Below are 20377 nucleotides of genomic sequence, written 5' to 3' on the forward strand. Positions count from 1 at the left end.
TCTTTTTTTGTTGTCGTTTGGTGGCGGAAGCGTATTGTTACTGGAAATTGCGGTTTCCGAAAAAAAATTAAAAAAACTTTGCAACTGCCGCAACTTTTTAAGAAACAGAACGTTTAAAGATATAGAACGCGGCGAGCGATCCAGGATTAACCGAAAGAAGAAACTTGTCTATAAATTAGAAAAATGTTCTTTACGGTTATAGGGACTCGTTGTATAATACCTAGGTAGGATTCTATTCTAGTTATGAAGTGTTCTCTCGTTAACAGGATTCTGTGATATCATCACAGACATCATTATTGATTACTGCTCAACTCGGGAAAGGAGGTGCACGGCTATGAGTGATAAGAGCTACCAAATTAAAGAAAACAATCAAGTGATGATTCAAGGAGGAGAAAAAAAGGTTATGAAGAAAATTTTATCCGTGGCACTGTCTACAGCAATGGCATTCTCCATGTTTGCTTCTGTTGCATTCGGTGACGACGCACTGACTTCTCAACAAAAGTTTGACATTCTTAAAGAAGAAGGCATCTTCACTGGTTATCCAGATGGAACTGCTGGTCTGGACAAGGAAATGACTCGCGGCGAGTTCGCCAAAGTCCTGGTTGAACTGCTTGGTCTTGAGCCAATTCAAAACAAAGCTTCCTTCAATGACAAAAACTACGCTGCTGGTAAATGGCCGGCTCCATACGTAGAGGCAGTATACGCTGCTGGTATCATGGAAGGTAAGAACACAACGAAAATGATTTTCGACTTCAACGGTAACATCACCGTTCAAGAAATGGCGAAAGTCCTCGTTACTGTTCAAAACCTGGAAATTCCATCCGAGACAAACAACAACGCATCCAACTGGGCTAAAGGTTATGTTCAAGCAGCAATCAATGCTGGTCTGATCAACAGCAGCGTGAACCCACTGGCTAACGCTAACAGAACTCAGCTGGTTGAAGTTGCTTACGCAATCTACCTGGCTCAAAACAAACCAAAAGTTGCTTCTTATGACGTTCAAGAAGACGGTAAAGTGGTTGAGTTCACCCTCGCTAACAGCGAAAAAGTGAAAGTAACCCTTGAAACTCCTCTGAAAGCAAACGTTGCAACTGAGGTTAAATTTACTTACAACAACTACGAGTACACTGAAAGTGTAACTTGGGTAGTAACTGCTGCTACTAAGATCGAAGGCGTATCTGCAACTAACTACAAAGAACTCACTGTTAACTTTGACGGTGAAGTAGATACTGCTACTGCAGAGAACGAAGATAACTACAAAGTAACTGGTGTTACTTTCGAATCTGCAAAATTGTCCGATGACAAGCGCAGCGTAACATTGCTTGTTGCAGAAAATTCTGCAAACAACTTGCCTCAACAAAAAGACGCTAAACTGGAAATTAACAATGTTAAGAACTCTGATGGTTCCAGAACGTTCAAAGAGACAATTACATTCAGAGCGGTTGACACTCAACTTCCAGAAGTGACTGAGGTTGTTGGTCTGGGAACTAAGGCATTCAAGGTTGTATTCTCTGAGCCTGTTCAAGCTAACACTGCAGCGAACATTTCTAACTACAAAATCGATGGAAAAGCAATTTCCGGCTGGGTGAAATTCACTTATCCTAATGTTGCTTTCATTACAACAGACATCGCCGTAGGCGAGCACACACTGAGCGTTCAAGGTGTAACAGACTTTGCTAACTTCCAAGTGAAGCCAGTTGACGTTCAGTTCAATGTTGCTGAAGATACTACAGCTCCTGAGGTTGTTTCCGTTAAAACTAAGGATCTGACAAAAGTTGAAGTTGAATTCAACGAATCCGTTAAATCCGTTGACAAAGTGTATCACACTTCTTCCAGTAGAACTGCTGACAAAGTCGAAATCAAAGACAATGTTGTAGTTCTGGAATTCAACGGCGACAAAAAACTTAGCCTGGGCGAGAATACAATCTATCTCCAAGGCGTAAAAGACTACAGCGACAACTCCGCTAATCGCGAAGCTAAAGTAACTCCAGTACTGGATACTACTCGTCCTGTTGTGAATGATGTCAAGGTAGAAGTTGAAGATAATGCTACTGTTATGACTGTAGAATTCTCTAAAGACGTAAACCTGGATGACATCCAAAAACGTGACAACTTCGTTCTGAAAAACTCTAAAGGTGAAGTTGTGACTGATAAAGGCTTTAATAGCGGTAAACCTGTAAATGCTCCTGCTTATGTAGTTAAGGATGCTAAAACTTACAAAAACCGTGTTGAAATTAGGTCTATTGGCAAACTTCCAGCTGGTACGTACACTCTCGAAGTAGCAAACATTCGTGATACTGCTACCATCGGGAACACAATGCTGCCACAAACTTTGACAGTTGAAGTTACCAACTCCGAGACTCTGCAAGTTGTTAGAGCTTGGATAGACACAACTTCCAGCAACGATGATCTCTACATCGATGTCCAATTCAACAGAGCTGTAGCGGTTGATGGAAATGGAACAGCACTTGACATTAACAAATATAGCTATGTAACTGGTAGTGTATACAAAGTATTCCCTACGAAGAATGCTCCACAACCTTCGTTGAGAAATGCTGAAACAGTGCGTATTACACTGCCTAAGAAGGACATTAGTGCCGATGAACTTAAAGGTGCAGAGCTGCGCGTAGTTAACGTTGCTGACCTTAATGGGAACTACCTGACTACTGCTCAGACTCCTATCGCTGATTCTGTAGCAATTCCTGTGAAATCTGCTAAGGCAACTGCTGAAGATAAAGTAACTGTTGAATTCAACGGGAACATTACTTCGGTATTCTCTAGCGACTTCTACTTCGGAACACTGAGAGGAACAGCTGGCGAGCCTAAGTATAACGACGGTGTTACAAAAGTTGAGTTTACTTTGAATGGTAAGTTCAGCGATGTTACAAACTTGCCTCTACTGACAACTGTTGCTAACCCTCAATCCTCTGATAATCTTGGACACAAGATTGCCAAGGTCGATGGTCTGCAAATCACAGACGGAATTGCTCCGAAAGCAATTGAAGCTAGATCGGTTGTTGGCGATGTTTATGTAGATATCGAGTTCAACGAAGAAATCAACGTATACTTTACTCCAGATGCATTTAAAGTTTATGTAAATGGAGGAGAAGTTAAAGTTAAAGGTGCTACTAAAGCTAGTGCCAACGTTGTTCGCGTAGAACTGGAACAACCATTCAACCCAACAATTCCAGGTGCTCAAGTTTCGGTACCAAACAACAAAAACGGTAAATATATCGTCGATCTGGAAGGAAATGCTCCAGACACTGTTTACGAATCCATTAAGTACTAATTATTGTACTTCAGAAAACTGCCCGGACTTGATCCGGGCAGTTTTTTTATTAAAAAATGAAGGAGATAACAGCATGATGACAAAAAGGAAATACTTCGCTGCAATCATTTCTGCCTGTATTTGTATCGGTGCCGGTTCGATTCTCAGTGTAAAGGTAAACAGTGCAAGCACCACCCCAGGCACGACCGACGATCCGGTTGTCACCAAGAGCTATGTGGATCAGCAGATCCAGAAAGCGCTGGGTGGCGGGGCCACCAATCCAACACCGACTCCTTCTACTCCAGAGCAAAACTCAAATGAAGTGAAAAATGTATCGCTGAAACCTGGGGAGATCCTCGTTGCTGATGCAGGTACCGAGTTTATTGTTCGCTCAGGGAATGCAGTCATCTATACGGAGGATGCGAACGGCGTTGCAGACTTGACAGCGGGTGTTGACCTGCTGAATGGACAAGCTGCTCCTAAAAACCATCTGCTCTCCTTCCCGCGTGATGGACGCGGTATTCAAGTAAAGCCTGGGCAAACGAACGGTCTGATTGTCATGGTACGCGGTGGCTACACCATTAAGTAAACGTAGCGTTCTTTGTGCCAGATTTAGTTATGCGATAAGCGAATTCTTTAATCCGTTGTATATTCATTACCCTAACCAAACAGATCTTAATATCTATAATTATTACCAACAGTGACAACGTTTAATACGTGTTGCGGTCATGCTTACAACACATAATAGGTCTGTAAACAATTACAGGAGGTGTTGATCATGGCGCGCAGCAATCGGAATCGACAAGTTGTACCAGAGAGCAGACAGATGTTGAATCAAATGAAGTATGAAATTGCAGCCGAGTTTGGTTTACCTGTCGGATATGGTGGTAGCTCTAACGGAGCCGATACGGAATTCGGATCTGAGTTGGGGATAATGAGTACAGCAACCAGCCGTCGTCCGGGATGGGGGCATTTAACTTCCCGTGACAACGGATCTGTCGGAGGAGAAATCACCAAACGCCTGGTACGCAATGCTGAACAATCCCTGTTCGGACAACTGTAAAGATTCATGGAATTGTGAACTTATAGGTGTATGAATTACGTGTATGAAAAACAGATTGAAAAAATCTCGAAAACCCTCGGAAACTGCTTGTTTATTGGATTGACAGGGGGTAGCAAATAAGTTAATATGCATGTTGAGGATTGTACATTCAAACCTTTTCCAATCGGGAAAGGTTCATTTTTTGTGTAGGACCTCTTAATATTTCACATACTACTATATGGGAGGTTGATCTCATGTCTTTAACAGGGCGACGTTTATTTACATCCGAGTCCGTGACAGAAGGACATCCGGATAAAATCTGTGACCAGATTTCCGATGCGGTACTCGATGCATTTTTGGCCAACGACCCTTATGCTCGCGTAGCTTGCGAAGTTTCCGTGGCAACTGGTCTAGTGTTGGTAATTGGTGAAATCAGCACCAAATCCGAATATGTGGATATTCCATCCATCGTGAGAAATACTGTGAAGGAAATCGGGTACACCCGTGCAAAATACGGTTTTGATTCCAATACATGTGCTGTGTTAACATCGTTGAACGAGCAATCTGCCGATATTGCACAGGGGGTAAACGCTGCACTGGAAAGCCGTGATCCTTCCCAAATGGATAAGGAAACCGAAAACATTGGCGCTGGTGACCAGGGCTTGATGTTTGGCTTTGCCACCAACGAGACGCCTGAATATATGCCGCTCCCGATTGCGCTTTCCCACCGGATCGCTCGTCGTTTGTCTGAAGTGCGTAAGGACGGTACTTTGGAGTACCTTCGTCCAGACGGTAAAACTCAAGTGACGATTGAATACGATGGCGACAAGCCTGTACGTGTAGATACTATCGTTGTGTCCACACAGCATTCCGAGGAAGCGACGCTGGAGCAAATCCAGAAGGACATTAAGGAAAAGGTAATTCTTCCGGTTGTACCGGCAGAGCTGCTCGATTCGGAAACGAAATATTTTATTAACCCAACAGGCCGTTTTGTAATTGGTGGTCCTCAAGGGGATGCCGGCTTGACCGGTCGTAAAATCATCGTGGACACTTACGGTGGCTATGCCCGCCATGGCGGCGGAGCTTTCTCTGGTAAGGATCCTACGAAGGTGGACCGTTCCGCGGCATATGCAGCCCGTTACGTAGCTAAGAACCTCGTTGCCGCAGGCTTGGCTGACAAATGTGAAATCCAGCTTGCTTACGCGATCGGCGTTGCAAATCCGGTTTCCATTAGTGTCGACACTTACGGAACAGGAAAAATCAGCGAAGATAAGCTGGTTCAACTCGTGCGTGACAATTTCGATCTTCGTCCGGCTGGCATTATCCGCATGCTGGATCTTCGTCGCCCAATTTACAAGCAGACCGCTGCTTATGGACATTTTGGCCGCACGGATCTGGATCTCCCATGGGAGCGTTTGGATAAAGCTGAAGCGCTCAAGGAGCAGGCAGCAGCGCTCTAAACCGATGCGTGGGTTAGGGGCAGTAGATCTGAAACCTGTGAACGTTACAATTTAGACATCATAAAGGGCCGGTATCCGTTATAGGGTATCGGCTTTTTGGTATTTAATATTTGGAAATACAGGAAATTGAACTTGTACTTTGCCCTATTTTTTTATATATAAATACTAGAACAGGAATTATCCCCCTGCTAGACCAGGAACCCCCGCTTTGATACCGCAAAAGGTTGAGTTAAAATACGCGCATGCAATTTTTTATAACAAAATCGTAACTTTTCCGCTAAAACGAAGTCTATTAAATATAGACTTTATTTGTTCGGGCAGTGGTTCTGAACAAGAGATGGGAGAGTTACAAGAACATGAGAGGTCAGGAAAACGCGTTACGCAATGCGGGGAAAAAATGGGCTATTATTACGCTTGCAGGTGTCATTTTTATAACTCCTGTTCTGGGAAGCGGAGTACCGATCATCGAAAGGTTGGCCCCCGTGTCGGTCGCTCACGCGGCGGCATCTTCAGTCCAGAAGCTGGGTGAGGAGATCATTACCTCGGGTGCGGTGTTGATGAAGTATCAATACACGAGCACCACCGGTACGAAATCACTGGCGAATGTGATCCGCGTCGATCTGAGCAACAAGCATGTGAAGCTAGATGTGATGACAGGGCAAGGGAACCAATTTACAACAAGACAAAGCACAGGCGGTATGGCAAAAGAGTATGGAGCTGTTGCCGCATTAAATGGAGATTTCTTTAATACGAGCAGGGAAGGGGCGCCAATTGGGGGACAAGTGACAAGCGGGGTTCTCATGTCTACCCCTTCGGAGCTTAAAGGGATGTACGCTTTTGCCGTGACGAAGGACGGTAGGCCGATCGTGGATGAATTTGCATTCTCCGGGAGCGTCACAGCCGAGAATGGAGCATCTTTCCCTCTGGCAGGTATGAACAAAACAGCCTACAACCCTGAAGGAACGGGATCGAGCTACAGCCATGTGGATGCTGCATATATCTACACAAGTGCCTGGAAAGCAGTGGAGCGTCCGCAGAACAGCTCAACGACACCGACGGAAGTGCTCGTGAAGGATGGCGTCATTGTCGAAATTTCGGATCGTGCCGGTCTGCCAACATCTGTGCCGGAAGGCAGTTATATTTTACGTACACATGGCCAGGCGGCTACCTTTGTACGAAATAATCTGGCCGTTGGACAAACGCTGAAAACCGATTATGCGCTTGTCTCCAAAACGACAGGGCAAAAGCTGGATCCATTGAGCCTCCAGATGATGATTGGCGGCCATTCGATTCTGGTTAACGACGGAAAGGCCTCCTCTTTCTCTCGTGACGTAAGCAGCCTTGGGGGCTCCCGTGCACGCTCAGCCGTTGGATACTCCAAGGATGGGCGCTACGCGTATCTGGTTGCGGCAGAGCGCAATGACAACAGCCCGGGCATGACATTGGCACAGCTGCAGGACTTCATGGTGAAGGTTGGCGTGTGGAAGGGTGTCAATCTGGACGGCGGCGGGTCGACGACGATGGTGAACCGTCCTTTGGCGGAGACGAGCACGCAATTGACCTTCCATACGGAGTATGGCACAACACAGCGCAGCATTGTTAACGCACTGGGCGTCTTCTCTACAGCACCGCAAGGCACCTTGAAAGGCTTGAAGGTAAGCGGCAGCAATACGCTCTTGATCGGGCAGACAGGCTCTTATCAGCTGAAGGGTTATGACACTTACTATAATCCGATCGACGCGGGATCGATCACGCCAACGTGGAAATCGAGCAACGGCAATCTGACGGTAAGCGGGCAAGCGATTAAGGGCGTGAAGCCGGGAACAGCTACGTTGACAGCGGTGAGCGGCAGTGCAAGTGCCTCGATGCAGGTCAAGGTGCTTGGAGCCGATGATATTACGGCCCTTACATCAACCGTATCCAGTGCGCCGCTGAAAGCAGGCACGAAGGTGTCTGTACCGGTAACGGCAGTGACAAGCAGCGGCCAAAGCCTCGAGGTGCCGAGCAGCGCGCTCAAATGGGAGTTCATTGGGTTCAAGGGCAGCGTATCGGACGGGCAGCTGACGGTCTCCTCTGTGAACAGCGGGACGAAGGTGGGCTATGCTATCGCCCGTTATGACGGCTTTAGCACGGTGATCATTCTCTCGGCAGCGGGGGAGAGCACATGGGAGGATTTTGAGAAAGTCAATTATCCGATCGCTTTCACAACCAATGTGTCCGGTGTGACCGGGACAGCCAAAGTGGAAAAGGGCAGCGGCAACCGATCCGGCTCGAACGTGCTGAAGCTGACTTATGATATGACCGCCGGGCTGGGACAGAAAGTATACGCTTATGCCCAGCTTAATGGAACAACCGGCAAAACGATTCCGGCTCAGGCAACTTCGATGACCCTGGATGTGGAAGGGGACAACAGCTTGAACTGGCTGCGTGCCGAGCTGAGAGATAACAATGGCAAAACGGTGTACGTCGATCTTGCCAAAGCGATTGATTGGACCGGCTGGAAGACACTCCAGATTGATCTGACAGGCTACAATATTGCTTTCCCGGCCGAGATGAAACGCATGTATGTCGTGAATGTAGAAGAAGGTCAGGATGAGCGGGCGCTGACGGGGTCGGTAGCTTTTGATAATATTCGCTTTACCATGCCGTCTCTCTCCAGCAACGAAGGGCTGCCAACAGGAAAAGCTGTCATGACGATAGGGCAAAAATCAATGGTGGTGAATGGGTCAAAAGTAGCGATTGATTCCGCTCCTGTACTCCGCGGAGGAACGACATATGTGCCGATTCGGCATGTGCTCGACGCCTTTGGCGGACAGGCTTCCTGGAACAAGGACGCGCAGCGCGTCAGTGTGCTTCGCGGCGCAGTGCTGCTGGATTTAACGGTTGGCAAGAAGGCGTATGTCCTGAACGGAAAACGCCACTCAGCGGCTGTTGCACCTGTCATTATTGGGGGAAGGACTTTAGTCCCATTAAGACTGGTTTCCGAGCAGTTAGGGATGAACGTAAAATGGGACAAGAAAACGAAGACCGTCACGATCGAATCATGATATGGTATGATATGTATATGAAACGTTAGAAATGGAGTAGAGTGCGTGGATTATCAAGCCGATGCCATTGATCGTGTCATAAAAAATGCCCTCAAAGTCATGGAGGACAGCAAGTACCAAATGTTTGACATTCTGGAGGCTTCTAGACAGGAGCTGCTGTCTCTCAATCAGGAATTGAAACGAACTTTAAAAGAAACAACCGAAACCATCGAGAAGGTGGACCAGCTCGAGAAGAATTACCGCAGATCCCGGATCCGGCTGACAGAGGTCAGCCGGGACTTCGTCCGGTATAAGGAAGAGGACATCAAGCAGGCGTATGAGAAAGCGACGCAGCTGCAGCTGGACCTCATGATATACCGGGAGAAGGAGATGTATTTGAAAGCGAGGCGCGAGGAACTGCAGAAGCGTGTTCGCAACGTAGAAAAAACGGTCGAGCGTGCGGAACTGATCGGGTCCCAGATGGGGGTCGTCCTGGAGTATTTATCCGGCGAGCTTGGTCAGGTCTCCAGAATTATTGAAAGTGCCAAGAACAGACAGGCAATTGGGCTCAAAATTATTTTGGCCCAGGAGGAAGAACGCAAACGCATATCCCGGGAGATTCATGACGGACCTGCTCAACTGCTGGCAAATCTGGTTCTTAGGACGGAAATTGTAGAAAGAATGCTCGCAAAGCAGGAATTTAAGATGGTGCAGGACGAAATAGTAGATTTGAAGGGTCAGGTCCGATCCAGCCTGGAGGAAATGCGAAAGGTTATCTTTAATCTGCGTCCTATGGCACTAGATGACTTGGGATTAATCCCGACGCTGCGGAAGTATGTTCACGACTATGAAGAAAAATCGAAAATCCGCACAATTTTTGAGACACGGGGCAAGGAGCATCGTCTCTCTTCTGCGATGGAGGCGGCCATCTACCGCTTGGTGCAGGAAGCACTCACGAATGCTGCAAAGCATGCTTACCCGACCTATGTGCTTGTGGAGATTACCTACCAGGCGCAGCTGGTCAAGATCGTGGTACAGGACAATGGCCTGGGCTTCAACGTAAGAATGCTGGAACAGAAAAGCAAGGAGCACTTTGGGTTAATAGGCATGCGGGAGAGGGTTGAGCTGCTCGAAGGGAGAATGGAGATCGAGTCAGCCGAGAATCAAGGAACGAAAATCGTGATTCATATCCCGACGAACGTAGAAAAGAGAAAGGAGTAATAGGATGGAAAATATGGAGAATGAAAAATCAATTATTAAAGTCCTTTTAGCCGATGATCACCAGTTATTTCGGGAGGGCTTGAAGCGCATTCTGAACATGGAGGATGACATTGATGTCATCGGAGAATGCGGCGACGGCATTCAGGTGCTGGAGTTCTGCAACGACGTCAAGCCGGATATCGTTCTGATGGATATTAATATGCCAACGGAGAACGGGGTTCAGGCAACGGAGAAGCTGCGTGAGATGTTCCCGGAGATCAAGGTCATTATTTTGTCGATTCATGACGATGAAAGCTATGTGTTTGAGACGCTCCGCAAGGGAGCCAACGGCTATCTTCTGAAAGATATGGAGGCCGAGTCGCTGATTAACGCCATTCGCTCCGTTCATGAAGGCTATGCTTTTATTCATCCGAAAGTGACAGGGAAGCTTATCCATCAGCTGCGCCGCATGACGTATGTCAACGAGGCTGGGGCGATGTCCGAGAACGGCTCGCGTGAGGCTGGTGTGAAGTTTGTAGCCGGGGAGAACAACCCGTTGACCCGCCGTGAAGCGGAAGTGCTTCGTCTGATGGCTGAAGGCAAGAGCAACAAGATGATTGGTGAATACCTGTTTATCAGTGAGAAGACAGTGAAAAACCATGTCAGCAGCATTTTGCAAAAAATGGAGGTTGATGATCGTACCCAGGCGGTAATCAACTCGATTAAATATGGCTGGGTAACATTATAAGCAGGCCAGTCCGAATCCAGGACCTGGCATACATAGGGGAGAGGGGCTGCCGAGGGGCGGTCCTTTTTGTTTACGCGACTCTTCGGGGCGAACTAAGGCGTTCACTGGACAGTAGTTCGTTCATTGAGGCGATTGTAGAAGACGTTAAGTGTCCCCGCCCATCCCGGACCATGACGTGTGGGCTCCGGTTACACCTTTGTCACCGTCCAATCTGAACCGGCATATAGTGGTGGTATCAGAAGGAGGTGAGTCTCATGGTTGCCCATTTGTTATGGATTCTCGCGGTGTATGGAGCTGCGGTGGCGCTCGTCCATATCATCCATCGACGTAGCCGGGACGGATACGATCAAGGCCGGACCCGTACCAAACATTACGTATTGATCACGTCCAATCATGAACATCGGGTGGAATGGTATTTACGAGCTTTGTCGCTGTACGCTCTGTTAAGCGGGAGTCGGGTGAAAGTCACCGTCCTTGATAAGCAATCGGATGATGATACAATGAAAATTGTCAGCAGGCTAAAAGGATTGACCGGCATTGAACTCGAGTATCACAGCCTGGGAGCTGAAGACCCAAACCTGGTCGCGACCGATCGGAATCCTCTTCATGATCTCCTATTCTATGTCGATCTTAGACTGCCAAGAGAGGCTGCTCGAATTCCATATGTACAAGGATAGATGCAGGCGGCCAGCGAGACGTGATATAATGAAGAAGCAGGTTCATAGCATGCGGCGAATAGCATACAGCAAGTTGGTGTGAAGCACACTCCGGACTGTCTGATCGACAGGGGAGTGTGCTTTTTTTGTGGGAAAAGAAGAGCGAGAATCAGCCGGAGTGCCGCCTATAGTGGCGATCTGCGTCCGATTGCCTGTGCCTTGCATGATTATCCCGTTTGATCAGGCAGTGGATGACTGAACATTAAATAATCAATGTCGGGTGTCGTGACGGATGAATGAACATTGAACTGTCAATGTGATCAGGTGGCGGATGAACGAGCACTGAATCGTCATTTTGTCGGAATCTGTCCGCCCGCGTTTGAAGTCTGGAAGTCAGAACATTAAAAAGTCAGAAAGTTATCCATACTTGAAATCTCAAATCTTAAACCTGCTCAAATCTTGAACCTTCTCGAATCTCGACCTGTTTAAATCGAATGTCTCTCTTCTAGCATCCGATTGTCCTCCTGAACGAAAGGGATAACGGGGCAAGGCGAAAGCCAGACGAGGGGCAGGGCAAGGACCTTGCTCTTCAAATAACAAGCGGGTTCTTCACCCTTAACTTGGAAGTGGACGTCCGACATCCTCGCAATGGCGTTGAACTGAATCATCTCTCGTTAGACGATCAGCTTTTGTTCAAGCGAGGAAATTATAGTGAGGAAAGGATGAAACCTGATGCGGGTGGCGCTGTATATGCTTCGGAATGAAGAGCAATGGAATTGCTGCTTATCGCTCGATCTGCGCGTGGATATAGAGTGGTGGCTAGGATCGCTCAGGAATAACGGCAAGGGAACGCGTATGGTTGTCCTCTCGGAACACATACCCCTCGGATGGGCCGTAGCATGGAGGGATCATTATACGCCGCTGACGGGGATGGACGCATGGGGGGAGACGGAATGGCGGCGGTATATGCGGGGAAAGCTGATGTCCTTTGTAGAAACGGAGCCACCTGAGAACCGAGCGTCTTGGGAAGCTTTGCTCCATGGGGTGAGCTTATGGGGAGAGTTCGAGCTGAGCTCTCAGAAGGTGCGGCGGACCGCTTCGCACACCTTGAGCGCGTCGCTGCCATTGGGAACAAACGGGGCATTCGCCGCAGCAAGGACGTTGCCGGGGGAGCGGCAGGGGAGGCGAGAGTCGCAAGGGATAGACTTGGACGAGCTGATGCGGCGGACGGAGCTGTTATGCCGCCGCATGGTAGGCCGAGCCTTGCTGGCTGGCGAGGTGGAAGGGCTGCTCGCGGAGGTCGCCGGGGACGGCGGCGACTGGCGCCCTGCGGCCCAGCTGGGCTGCCTGCTGGGCAGGCTGCGCCTGGAAGCGGGGCTGGGGCCGGATCGGCCTGCCCCGCGCGGAGTGCCCGGCTGGCTGCGCCGCCGCCGGGCACCGGCCCTTCGCTGCCGGCGATGCGGCAGCGTGGCCGAGAGCCGCACGGCATGCGCCGCGTGCGGCTCCGCGGCTTGCGCCTATTGCGAGGCCTGCCTCGCTATGGGGCGCAGCCGCGCTTGTGCCCTGCTGCTGCATGGCACAGCAGGGCCGGCCGTGCGGGGCACGGCCGGGGGTTCCCCCACCGAGGCCCTGGGCCGGTGGGGGCTGAGCGCAGCGCAGAGCGCCGCCGCTGGCGCTGCGCTGCGGTTCTTGGCGGAGCCGCGTGCCGCGGGCTCCGCGGGGGCCGCCCAGTTTCTCATCTGGGCGGTGACAGGAGCCGGAAAGACAGAAATGATCTTTCCGCTCCTGCAAGCCGTCCTTGATGCGGACGGCAGGGTGCTGGTCGCGGCTCCCCGTAGAGATGTCGTACTGGAGCTGGCGCCGCGACTAGCGAAAGCTTTCCCCAGCGAGACCGTCGTTACGCTGTATGGCGGGAGCCCGGACAGGTGGAAGGAGGGGCGCATTACGCTTGCCACGACCCATCAGCTGCTACGTTTTCGCAGGGCGTTCGATCTGGTGGTGATCGATGAGATTGACGCTTTTCCGTATCACAACAACCCCATGCTGGATTATGCGGCAACGGGAGCGGTCAAGCCTGGAGGGAAGTACATTCTCTTGTCCGCTACGCCGCCAGCCAGGCTGCAGCGACAGGCGGCGGCAGGAAGGCTGCCGCATGCCAAGGTGCCGGCGCGGTTCCATGGTCATCCGCTGCCGGTGCCGGAACGGATGCAGATGATGACGCTTGCCCAGTGCCTGCAGAAGCAGCGACTTCCGTCGGCGCTGTTGAACCGGCTCAGGTCCTCGCTGGGACGGGGAGCGCAGGTCTTTCTGTTTGTGTCGCGGATTAAGCATATCGAGCCGATGCTTCGGCTTTTGCAGCAGGCGCTGCCTGGGACACCTGTTGACGGTACGTCCTCCGTGGATCCTATGCGGGCGGAGAAGGTGATGTCGTTCCGCAACCGCGACATTCGTGTGCTGGTCACCACGACGATCCTTGAGCGCGGCGTAACGGTACCGAAAAGCGATGTGTTTATCGTGGACGCCGATAGCGAGCTGTTCGACGAGGCCGCGCTTATTCAAATGGCCGGACGTGCCGGACGATCGAAGGATGATCCGGCCGGGAGGGTGCTGTTTGCAGCCTCGCAGTGGACGCGAAGTCAACGTCTGGCTGTGCAGCAGATCAAGCAGATGAACCGGATTGCGAGTGCGGGAGGGTATCTCCGACATGGTGGTTCATGAAGAAGTTAACTTTTGAAGCCAGTAGAGGCGAATATCGGGCACCTACGCATCTGGCATTTAGTAGATATATGCGGTGCTTGAAAGTACATAACGGGGGGCTGTCCATATGTTTGGGCATGGTTTAGGCCAATTATTAAATCGAGTGCAAGAGTTGTTGGGGCCATCCGATCCAAGCTGCTTGACCTGCGGCAGGCGCACCCGGCTGACTCGTGAACTGCCGGGTATATGTCCGGCTTGTTTCAGAATGATACCTTGGATCACGAGCATTCGCTGTTTCCAATGCGGAAGGGCCATCGGTTGTCCCGATTGCAGCCGGCCAGGGGCAGATGAAAGGGCCTTTGTCCTGAATCGAAGTGCCGTTATGTATAACGGGCCGATGCGGGAGTGGCTGGCCCAATATAAGTACCGGGGAAATGAACGCTACGCGGAGCTGCTGGGAGAGATGATCGTTCGTCCGTATGTTCAATTAGAGCAGGACTTGCGCGTGGTATTAGGCAATTCGGAGACTTCCGGCATTCATTCGGCGGATCGGCTGATCCATGCGGTTACGTCCGTCCCTGTCAGCGAGGCGAGGCTTCAGGAGCGGGGGTTTAATCAAGCCGAAGTGCTGGCAGAGCTGCTGGCAGGCAAGGTGAAGCTGCCGTATGTCGGTCTTCTACGGCGCGTACGGCACACCGATAAACAGAGCTTCAAGAACCGCATGGCGCGATTGAAGGATATGGGGAGCGCGTTTGACAGGGATCCGAATGCTTGTATGAGATTGTCTCAAATTGCGGAACGGGCAAGGGGGAAGCGAAGGGCCCCGTTACGAATTTTGCTGATTGATGATATTTATACGACCGGCAGTACGGCGGATGCCTGTGCTCATGTGCTGCAGTCCTATGAAACGGAACTGGATATGCCGATTGAGGTCTACTGCTTGACTTGGGCACGATCTTAGGAAACAGATGAAGTGAAGAGAAATTCTATGAATTTGCCGCGCAAGCCAATAGACGTGGCAGGCAATATCATGTAATCTAGGAGTATTAAAGGTTTCATACGTAAGCGGAGGTCGTTGAGCATGAATCTTGGGAATTGCCCTCGTTGCGGCAAATTATATGCCTTGAATTTTCGTGATATGTGTCAGGATTGCTTGAAAGAAATTGAGAAAGAATATGAGAAATGCGCGACCTATTTAAGAGAACAGAAGGGTGCCACGATCCATGAGGTATCGGAAGCCACGGAGGTTTCTGTCCGGCAGATTACGAAGTTTATTAAAGAAGGCCGAATATCGATAGCGAATGCGCCGAACATGGCGTATCCTTGCGAAGTGTGCGGAACGCTGATCCGTGAGAGCAACATGTGCGACTCCTGCAGATCACGGTTGACACGGGAGCTTAGGCAAGCGGCGGAGAACGAGAACGAGGATCGAAAGTCCGGGTCCGGCAAGGAGAAGGAGACTTATCGAGCCATTGATAAACTGCGGAAAAACTAACTTTTGAACTATTAACTATGTTTCAATCCGGACCGATAAACTTAGTAAAGCTTATCGGTCCTTTAATTTAAGCGAGGTGATTTGAGAATGAAGATCAACGAATCGGGACGCCTGAACGGCATCAATTCGTATCAGCGGAATATAGAATCGAGAGAAGCACAGCATATCGATAAGAAGCAGCGCCGGAAGGATGAAGTGTCCATCTCCATGAAGGCAATGGAACTGAATGCACAGAGCAAGGTTCAGGATCCGGAACGCGCTGAGAAGGTTCAACGTTTGAAGGAGGAAGTGGAGAGCGGGACGTACCAGGTGCCTGCCGAACGACTGGCAGATAAATTGCTTCCTTATTTTCAACCCTATAACAAATCGGGTGAATCCAAGTGAGCGTTAGGTCCATTATCGATTGTATGAGACGGCAGATTGAGCTGCACGAGCAGCTGATCGAAGCGGGGAAAGACAAGAGACAAGCCATCATGGTGAATGATGTGGAACGTCTGACAGCAGTCATAACCAGGGAGAACCGCCTGCTGAAGCAGGTGGCGGAAACGGAAGCGCTGCGACAAGGCGCCGCTGATAACTTTTTACGTGAAAAGGGCATCCGCTCCCAGCTTCAGCTGACGGTTACTGAATTGACTCGACTTGTATTTAACCCGGAAGAGAAGGATGAGCTGCTGGCCGTGCAGCGTGAATTGACGGATCGGCTCTTGGAACTGAAGGAATTGAACAACAGCAATCGGGATTTGATTGAGCAGTCCTTGGACTTTATTGATTACAGCTTGAACTTGCTGGTTAGCAACCCCGATGATGACATGCTTTACCGACATCCTAACCAGCCGAACACGACAGGCAAGGGCCATAGCATGTTTGATACCAGGGCATAAGAAGAAAGGAACGTATACGATGAGATCTACATTTCATTTGCTTGAAGTCGGAAAACGGGGCTTGATTGCACAACAGGCAGCCATTAATACGTCCGGTCACAACGTAACCAATGCCAACACACCGGGTTATTCCCGGCAGACCACACGTCTTGTTGCTTCCAATCCGATCGCGTTTCCCGGAATGCAGCGTTCTCAGGCAGCGGGGCAGCTCGGCATGGGTGTTGAGGCGGAGAGTATCACGCGTGTGCGCGACTATCTGCTCGATATTGAATATCGGAACCAGAATACGAATTTGGCGACATGGGCTGTTCAACAAGAGACGCTGCGAAATATTGAAGGGATCTTTAATGAACCTTCGGAGAGCAGTTTAAGTAATAACATTGCAGAGTTTTGGACGGCTTGGCAAACACTGAGTAAAAATCCGAGTGATGCCGATTTATCAGCGCGCATGGCTGTCCAGCAGAAGGCTATTGCTTTGACAGAAACATTTAATCATATATACTCCCAGCTGGATACGCTGCGCAACAACCTGACGGCTCGGATCGACACCAAGATCATGGAAGCGAACAATTACATCGACCAGATTTCAGAGTTGACCCAGAGTATTAAACGTATCGAGGGCCTTGGCGATAACGCCAATGACTTGCGGGACAAGCGGGACTTGCTTGTTGACCAGCTATCGGCCCTGGGCAATGTGGTCGTAACGGAAACCGATGATATTTATCAGGTTACGTTTGGAGGTCAGCTTGTTATTGATGATATGGCATCCACTCCAGTTACTGCAGCTATCGCAGCTACGTTGACAGGCGGCGAGATTGCGGGTTATGTAACCTCTCGCGATGTACACGTGGAGACTTACATTAACCAGCTCAACATCATGGCAAATACGCTTGCAACCGGAAGAGTGGAGGTAACCCTTCCGGCGGGTACGATATTGCCTCCAGGAGTTACGATTCCGAACGCTGTCATGGATGCGAACAATCCGCGTATGTTGGCTCAGAATACGCCGTATACGGTAGATGGCCTTAACGGACTGCACAAGCTGGGTTATACATTAAGCGAGCCTGCAACCGCTGGAGGGGACTTCTTTGTATCGGCGGATGGAACACCGATTACCGCGGGAAACATTAGGTTAAGTTCTACGATTCAGGGGGACTTGAAGAACATTGCCGCTTCGTTGCGGACAGAGATGAAGACCAATCCGGATGGAACGACGTCGGAAGTTGTTCTGAAAGGAAATGGCGGAATGGCTCTGCTGATTGCCGGCTTGTCCGAGCTCTCGTTCAGCTTTAACCCGAATAATAACAACGGCGCTTTGACCAATATTTCAAATTTCGAGGGTTATTTGCAGTCAATTGTCTCAAAATTAGGCTCGGACAGCGTGAACGCCCGGAATATGATGGAAAATGGCGATCTGCTCGTACAGCATGCGGACACGCTTCGGATGTCGATTAGCAGCGTGTCTCTAGATGAAGAAATGTCGGATCTTATTCGCTTCCAGCATGCATATACTGCGTCTGCGCGGGTGGTTACTACAATCGATGAGATGCTGGATAAACTGATCAACAGCACCGGCATCGTCGGCAGATAGGAGGAATGAATGATGCGAATTACGCAATCTATGATGACTAGTAACATGATGGGCGGTCTGCAGGGCAATTACAAGCGGCTTGACAAATATCAGGAGCAGATGATGACCCAGCGCCGTATCAATCGTCCTTCCGACGATCCGGTCGGAGTTGCAGGTGCGCTGCAATACCGGAGTCAGATTACGGCCACAACTCAATTTGAACAAAACGCAGAAGATGCGAATTCTTGGCTCAAGTATGGGGACACCGTGTTGATGGAAACAACTCAGATTATCCAACGCTTGGCTGAATTGGCGGTTCAAGGCTCGACGGAGACGACCCCTGCTGATGCTCGAGTTAATATTGCAGCAGAAGTGGAGCAATTGTATAATCAGTTGGTTTCCCTTGGTAATGCTCAGTTTAAAGGGAAGTATATTTTCAATGGGGAGCGAACGGATCAACGACCGTTTCCGGATGACCCTACTCAAACTCCTTATGATCTGGACAAAGGAGTTGTTATGTACCAGGTAGGGGCTGGCATTACGTTCCCAGTGAATACGCTTGGAGAAGAAGTTTTCGGGGCTTTTGGAGATCCGTCAGGGATCTTTGTGGTCGTGGATAATTTTAGGCAGGCATTACTTGCCGATGATACTGCAGGCATTTCAGCCGCTATACCTGCCCTTCAGAAGAACCTGGAGACTACAATCATAGCGCAGGCAGAAATTGGCGGAAGGCAAAATCGCCTGGAATTTACACTTAGTCGACTCGGCGATCTCAATATAAACTATATGGACCTTCAGTCCAAAGTAGAGGACGCGGATATCTCTAAAGTGATTATTGAGCTTAAAACTGCGGAAAGCATCTATCAGGCTTCACTCGATACCATGGCCCGGATTATCAGGCCTAGTTTAGTGGATTTTCTAAGATAGGGGGGAGTTACTTATGAATATCCCCCGCATTCAAATTCAGCAGGGATTTTCTCGGTTGGGTATTGAAACAACGAAGGGTCTGCATAGCATAGAACAGCCCCGACCTTCGCTCAATATGAAACAGCATCGCGGCGTCCTAGAAATGGAGCAGACGATGCCCGGACTCGAGATCGATTCAAGAAAAGCCTGGTCTGCACTCGGTAAACCGAGATTTGAAGAGATGACTGATCGGATTGCTCAATCCTCCCTTCAAATTTCCATGCATAACATTGCTGAGATTGCCCGTAATGGAGATAGAATGATGGCTTTTCAAGAAGGTGGAAATGTCTTTGCTGAGATTGCTAGAGACAATGTGTTTAAGGATCGGCCTAGGGTTGAATTATCGGGAGAGCCGGGATATGACAATGTAGATATTACATTTATCCCTGGACAAGCACATATCACTTATCGTCCTGGTGGCGTTACGTTCAATCCGGAAACCTATAAACCCGTCATTGATTATTACCCCGGTAAAGTGAATCCGTATTTAATCCAGAAAAATTTTATATTTATGTCTGCCGCGGGCAAACAATTGGATGCGGTTGTCTGATGGCAGATATACAATAGCTATAATGATTTTAATGCATTATAGCTATTGTTTTTTAATTAAGGAGGAAGGATGTCATGATGGTCAACACGAAAAGATTTGGGCTCGTAGAAATTAACGAGGATCAAGTTATAACATTTATTGGACCGGTACTAGGCTTTGAGAACTTAAAGAAGTATGCCTTTGTTTCAACTGGAGAGGATCGCCAACCCTTTGAATTTTTGCAAGCAATCGAGGATGAGAATTTGACATTCATCGTAACAGATCCGTTTGTCTTCTTTAAGGACTATGAATTTCAGCTTGATAAACATTGGACTGAGGCTTTGGATGTACATCGTGAAGAGGACATTCAAGTCATGGTTATTGTCACGGTGCGTTCACCTGAGGATATTACTTGTAATTTGAGAGCCCCTATTGTGATTAACCGGACAAAAAGAGTAGCAGCTCAAGTCATTTTGGAGCAAGGAAGTTACCCGACAAAGCAACCTTTACTTGGAGGGAAGAAGGGAGCTGATGCCGATGTTAATCCTGTCTCGAAATAAAGGTCAAAAAATAATGATCAATGACAATATTGTTCTTACCGTTATTGATATTAATGGGGATCAGGTCAGGATTGGCATTGAAGCACCTTCAAATATATCGATTTACCGAGAAGAGATATACGAAGCCATCAAACTGCAGAATCAAAATGCCGTTGATTTCAATGATAATGTTGAAGATATCCTTCACGAAATTGTCGCCAAGAAAAACAATAAAAAAATATAAAAAAATCATATAGAGCTATAAACATTAAGGTAACTCGACCGATAAATATATTAAGG

General features: G+C 49.0%; 18 protein-coding genes. All 18 read left to right on the forward strand.

Annotation, left to right across the window (positions count from 1 at the left end; translation table 11 throughout):
- Nucleotides 1–334 precede the first annotated feature (334 nt).
- The 18 genes from MKX64_RS12120 to csrA all read left to right on the forward strand — a co-directional run bounded on the left by MKX64_RS12120 (nt 335) and on the right by csrA (nt 20321).
- Nucleotides 335–3289 carry an S-layer protein gene (locus tag MKX64_RS12120; protein ID WP_341035948.1) on the forward strand — a complete coding sequence of 985 codons (2955 nt, stop codon included), beginning with the start codon at nt 335–337 and terminating at the stop codon, nt 3287–3289.
- A 73-nt stretch (nt 3290–3362) separates the two neighbouring features.
- Nucleotides 3363–3857 (forward strand): hypothetical protein, encoded by a 495-nt coding sequence (locus tag MKX64_RS12125; RefSeq protein ID WP_341035950.1) that lies wholly within the window; start codon nt 3363–3365, stop codon nt 3855–3857.
- Nucleotides 3858–4046: 189 nt separating this feature from the next.
- The gene (locus MKX64_RS12130) at nt 4047–4331 is read left to right on the forward strand and encodes an alpha/beta-type small acid-soluble spore protein (RefSeq protein ID WP_155618740.1); all 285 of its coding nucleotides are present in this window, start codon (nt 4047–4049) and stop codon (nt 4329–4331) included.
- 233 nt (nt 4332–4564) lie between these two features.
- Nucleotides 4565–5770, forward strand: coding sequence for a methionine adenosyltransferase (gene metK, locus MKX64_RS12135; RefSeq protein WP_155618741.1), 1206 nt, complete (start codon nt 4565–4567; stop codon nt 5768–5770).
- A 356-nt stretch (nt 5771–6126) separates the two neighbouring features.
- A complete protein-coding gene (locus MKX64_RS12140; protein ID WP_341035951.1) occupies nt 6127–8817 on the forward strand; it encodes a stalk domain-containing protein in 2691 nt (896 codons plus the stop codon).
- A gap of 45 nt (nt 8818–8862) precedes the next feature.
- Complete coding sequence (locus MKX64_RS12145; protein ID WP_330164036.1) at nt 8863–10017, forward strand: sensor histidine kinase; 1155 nt, start codon at nt 8863–8865, stop codon at nt 10015–10017.
- 4 nt (nt 10018–10021) lie between these two features.
- On the forward strand, nt 10022–10744 hold the full coding sequence (locus tag MKX64_RS12150; RefSeq protein WP_095264910.1) for a response regulator: 723 nt from the start codon (nt 10022–10024) through the stop codon (nt 10742–10744).
- 254 nt (nt 10745–10998) lie between these two features.
- A complete protein-coding gene (locus tag MKX64_RS12155) occupies nt 10999–11421 on the forward strand; it encodes a hypothetical protein (protein ID WP_095398376.1) in 423 nt (140 codons plus the stop codon).
- 711 nt (nt 11422–12132) lie between these two features.
- Nucleotides 12133–14118 (forward strand): helicase-related protein, encoded by a 1986-nt coding sequence (locus MKX64_RS12160; RefSeq protein ID WP_341035954.1) that lies wholly within the window; start codon nt 12133–12135, stop codon nt 14116–14118.
- A 361-nt stretch (nt 14119–14479) separates the two neighbouring features.
- A complete protein-coding gene (locus tag MKX64_RS12165; RefSeq protein WP_244908263.1) occupies nt 14480–15058 on the forward strand; it encodes a ComF family protein in 579 nt (192 codons plus the stop codon).
- A gap of 120 nt (nt 15059–15178) precedes the next feature.
- The gene (locus MKX64_RS12170) at nt 15179–15592 is read left to right on the forward strand and encodes a TIGR03826 family flagellar region protein (protein ID WP_095267055.1); all 414 of its coding nucleotides are present in this window, start codon (nt 15179–15181) and stop codon (nt 15590–15592) included.
- A gap of 87 nt (nt 15593–15679) precedes the next feature.
- Nucleotides 15680–15976 carry a flagellar biosynthesis anti-sigma factor FlgM gene (flgM, locus tag MKX64_RS12175; protein ID WP_095267053.1) on the forward strand — a complete coding sequence of 99 codons (297 nt, stop codon included), beginning with the start codon at nt 15680–15682 and terminating at the stop codon, nt 15974–15976.
- The gene (locus tag MKX64_RS12180; protein WP_095267052.1) at nt 15973–16473 is read left to right on the forward strand and encodes a flagellar protein FlgN; all 501 of its coding nucleotides are present in this window, start codon (nt 15973–15975) and stop codon (nt 16471–16473) included. The genes flgM and MKX64_RS12180 overlap by 4 nt, the downstream gene beginning before the upstream one ends.
- A gap of 19 nt (nt 16474–16492) precedes the next feature.
- Nucleotides 16493–18064 carry a flagellar hook-associated protein FlgK gene (flgK, locus tag MKX64_RS12185; RefSeq protein ID WP_095267051.1) on the forward strand — a complete coding sequence of 524 codons (1572 nt, stop codon included), beginning with the start codon at nt 16493–16495 and terminating at the stop codon, nt 18062–18064.
- Nucleotides 18065–18073: 9 nt separating this feature from the next.
- Nucleotides 18074–18970: a flagellar hook-associated protein FlgL gene (gene flgL, locus MKX64_RS12190; RefSeq protein ID WP_244908262.1), complete on the forward strand. Its 897-nt coding sequence runs from the start codon at nt 18074–18076 to the stop codon at nt 18968–18970.
- Between the two features lie 13 nt (nt 18971–18983).
- Entirely contained in the window at nt 18984–19559 is a 576-nt protein-coding gene (locus MKX64_RS12195; protein WP_095267048.1) for a DUF6470 family protein, read from the forward strand.
- Nucleotides 19560–19633: 74 nt separating this feature from the next.
- The gene (fliW, locus tag MKX64_RS12200; RefSeq protein ID WP_095267046.1) at nt 19634–20098 is read left to right on the forward strand and encodes a flagellar assembly protein FliW; all 465 of its coding nucleotides are present in this window, start codon (nt 19634–19636) and stop codon (nt 20096–20098) included.
- The gene (gene csrA, locus MKX64_RS12205; RefSeq protein ID WP_330164037.1) at nt 20070–20321 is read left to right on the forward strand and encodes a carbon storage regulator CsrA; all 252 of its coding nucleotides are present in this window, start codon (nt 20070–20072) and stop codon (nt 20319–20321) included. The genes fliW and csrA overlap by 29 nt, the downstream gene beginning before the upstream one ends.
- Nucleotides 20322–20377: the final 56 nt, after the last annotated feature.

The organism is Paenibacillus sp. FSL M8-0334 (assembly GCF_038000405.1).
GTDB classification, from domain to species: Bacteria; Bacillota; Bacilli; order Paenibacillales; family Paenibacillaceae; genus Paenibacillus_AQ; species Paenibacillus_AQ campinasensis.

Coding starts and splice junctions, on each gene's coding strand:
- metK (WP_155618741.1), top strand. CDS start 4,565: ATGTCTTTAACAGGGCGACGTTTATTTACATCCGAGTCCGTGACAGAA.
- flgL (WP_244908262.1), top strand. CDS start 18,074: ATGATGCGAATTACGCAATCTATGATGACTAGTAACATGATGGGCGGT.
- MKX64_RS12195 (WP_095267048.1), top strand. CDS start 18,984: ATGAATATCCCCCGCATTCAAATTCAGCAGGGATTTTCTCGGTTGGGT.
- csrA (WP_330164037.1), top strand. CDS start 20,070: ATGCCGATGTTAATCCTGTCTCGAAATAAAGGTCAAAAAATAATGATC.
- flgM (WP_095267053.1), top strand. CDS start 15,680: ATGAAGATCAACGAATCGGGACGCCTGAACGGCATCAATTCGTATCAG.
- MKX64_RS12165 (WP_244908263.1), top strand. CDS start 14,480: ATGTATAACGGGCCGATGCGGGAGTGGCTGGCCCAATATAAGTACCGG.
- MKX64_RS12170 (WP_095267055.1), top strand. CDS start 15,179: ATGAATCTTGGGAATTGCCCTCGTTGCGGCAAATTATATGCCTTGAAT.
- MKX64_RS12120 (WP_341035948.1), top strand. CDS start 335: ATGAGTGATAAGAGCTACCAAATTAAAGAAAACAATCAAGTGATGATT.
- fliW (WP_095267046.1), top strand. CDS start 19,634: ATGATGGTCAACACGAAAAGATTTGGGCTCGTAGAAATTAACGAGGAT.
- MKX64_RS12125 (WP_341035950.1), top strand. CDS start 3,363: ATGATGACAAAAAGGAAATACTTCGCTGCAATCATTTCTGCCTGTATT.
- MKX64_RS12130 (WP_155618740.1), top strand. CDS start 4,047: ATGGCGCGCAGCAATCGGAATCGACAAGTTGTACCAGAGAGCAGACAG.
- flgK (WP_095267051.1), top strand. CDS start 16,493: ATGAGATCTACATTTCATTTGCTTGAAGTCGGAAAACGGGGCTTGATT.
- MKX64_RS12160 (WP_341035954.1), top strand. CDS start 12,133: ATGCGGGTGGCGCTGTATATGCTTCGGAATGAAGAGCAATGGAATTGC.
- MKX64_RS12140 (WP_341035951.1), top strand. CDS start 6,127: ATGAGAGGTCAGGAAAACGCGTTACGCAATGCGGGGAAAAAATGGGCT.
- MKX64_RS12150 (WP_095264910.1), top strand. CDS start 10,022: ATGGAAAATATGGAGAATGAAAAATCAATTATTAAAGTCCTTTTAGCC.
- MKX64_RS12155 (WP_095398376.1), top strand. CDS start 10,999: ATGGTTGCCCATTTGTTATGGATTCTCGCGGTGTATGGAGCTGCGGTG.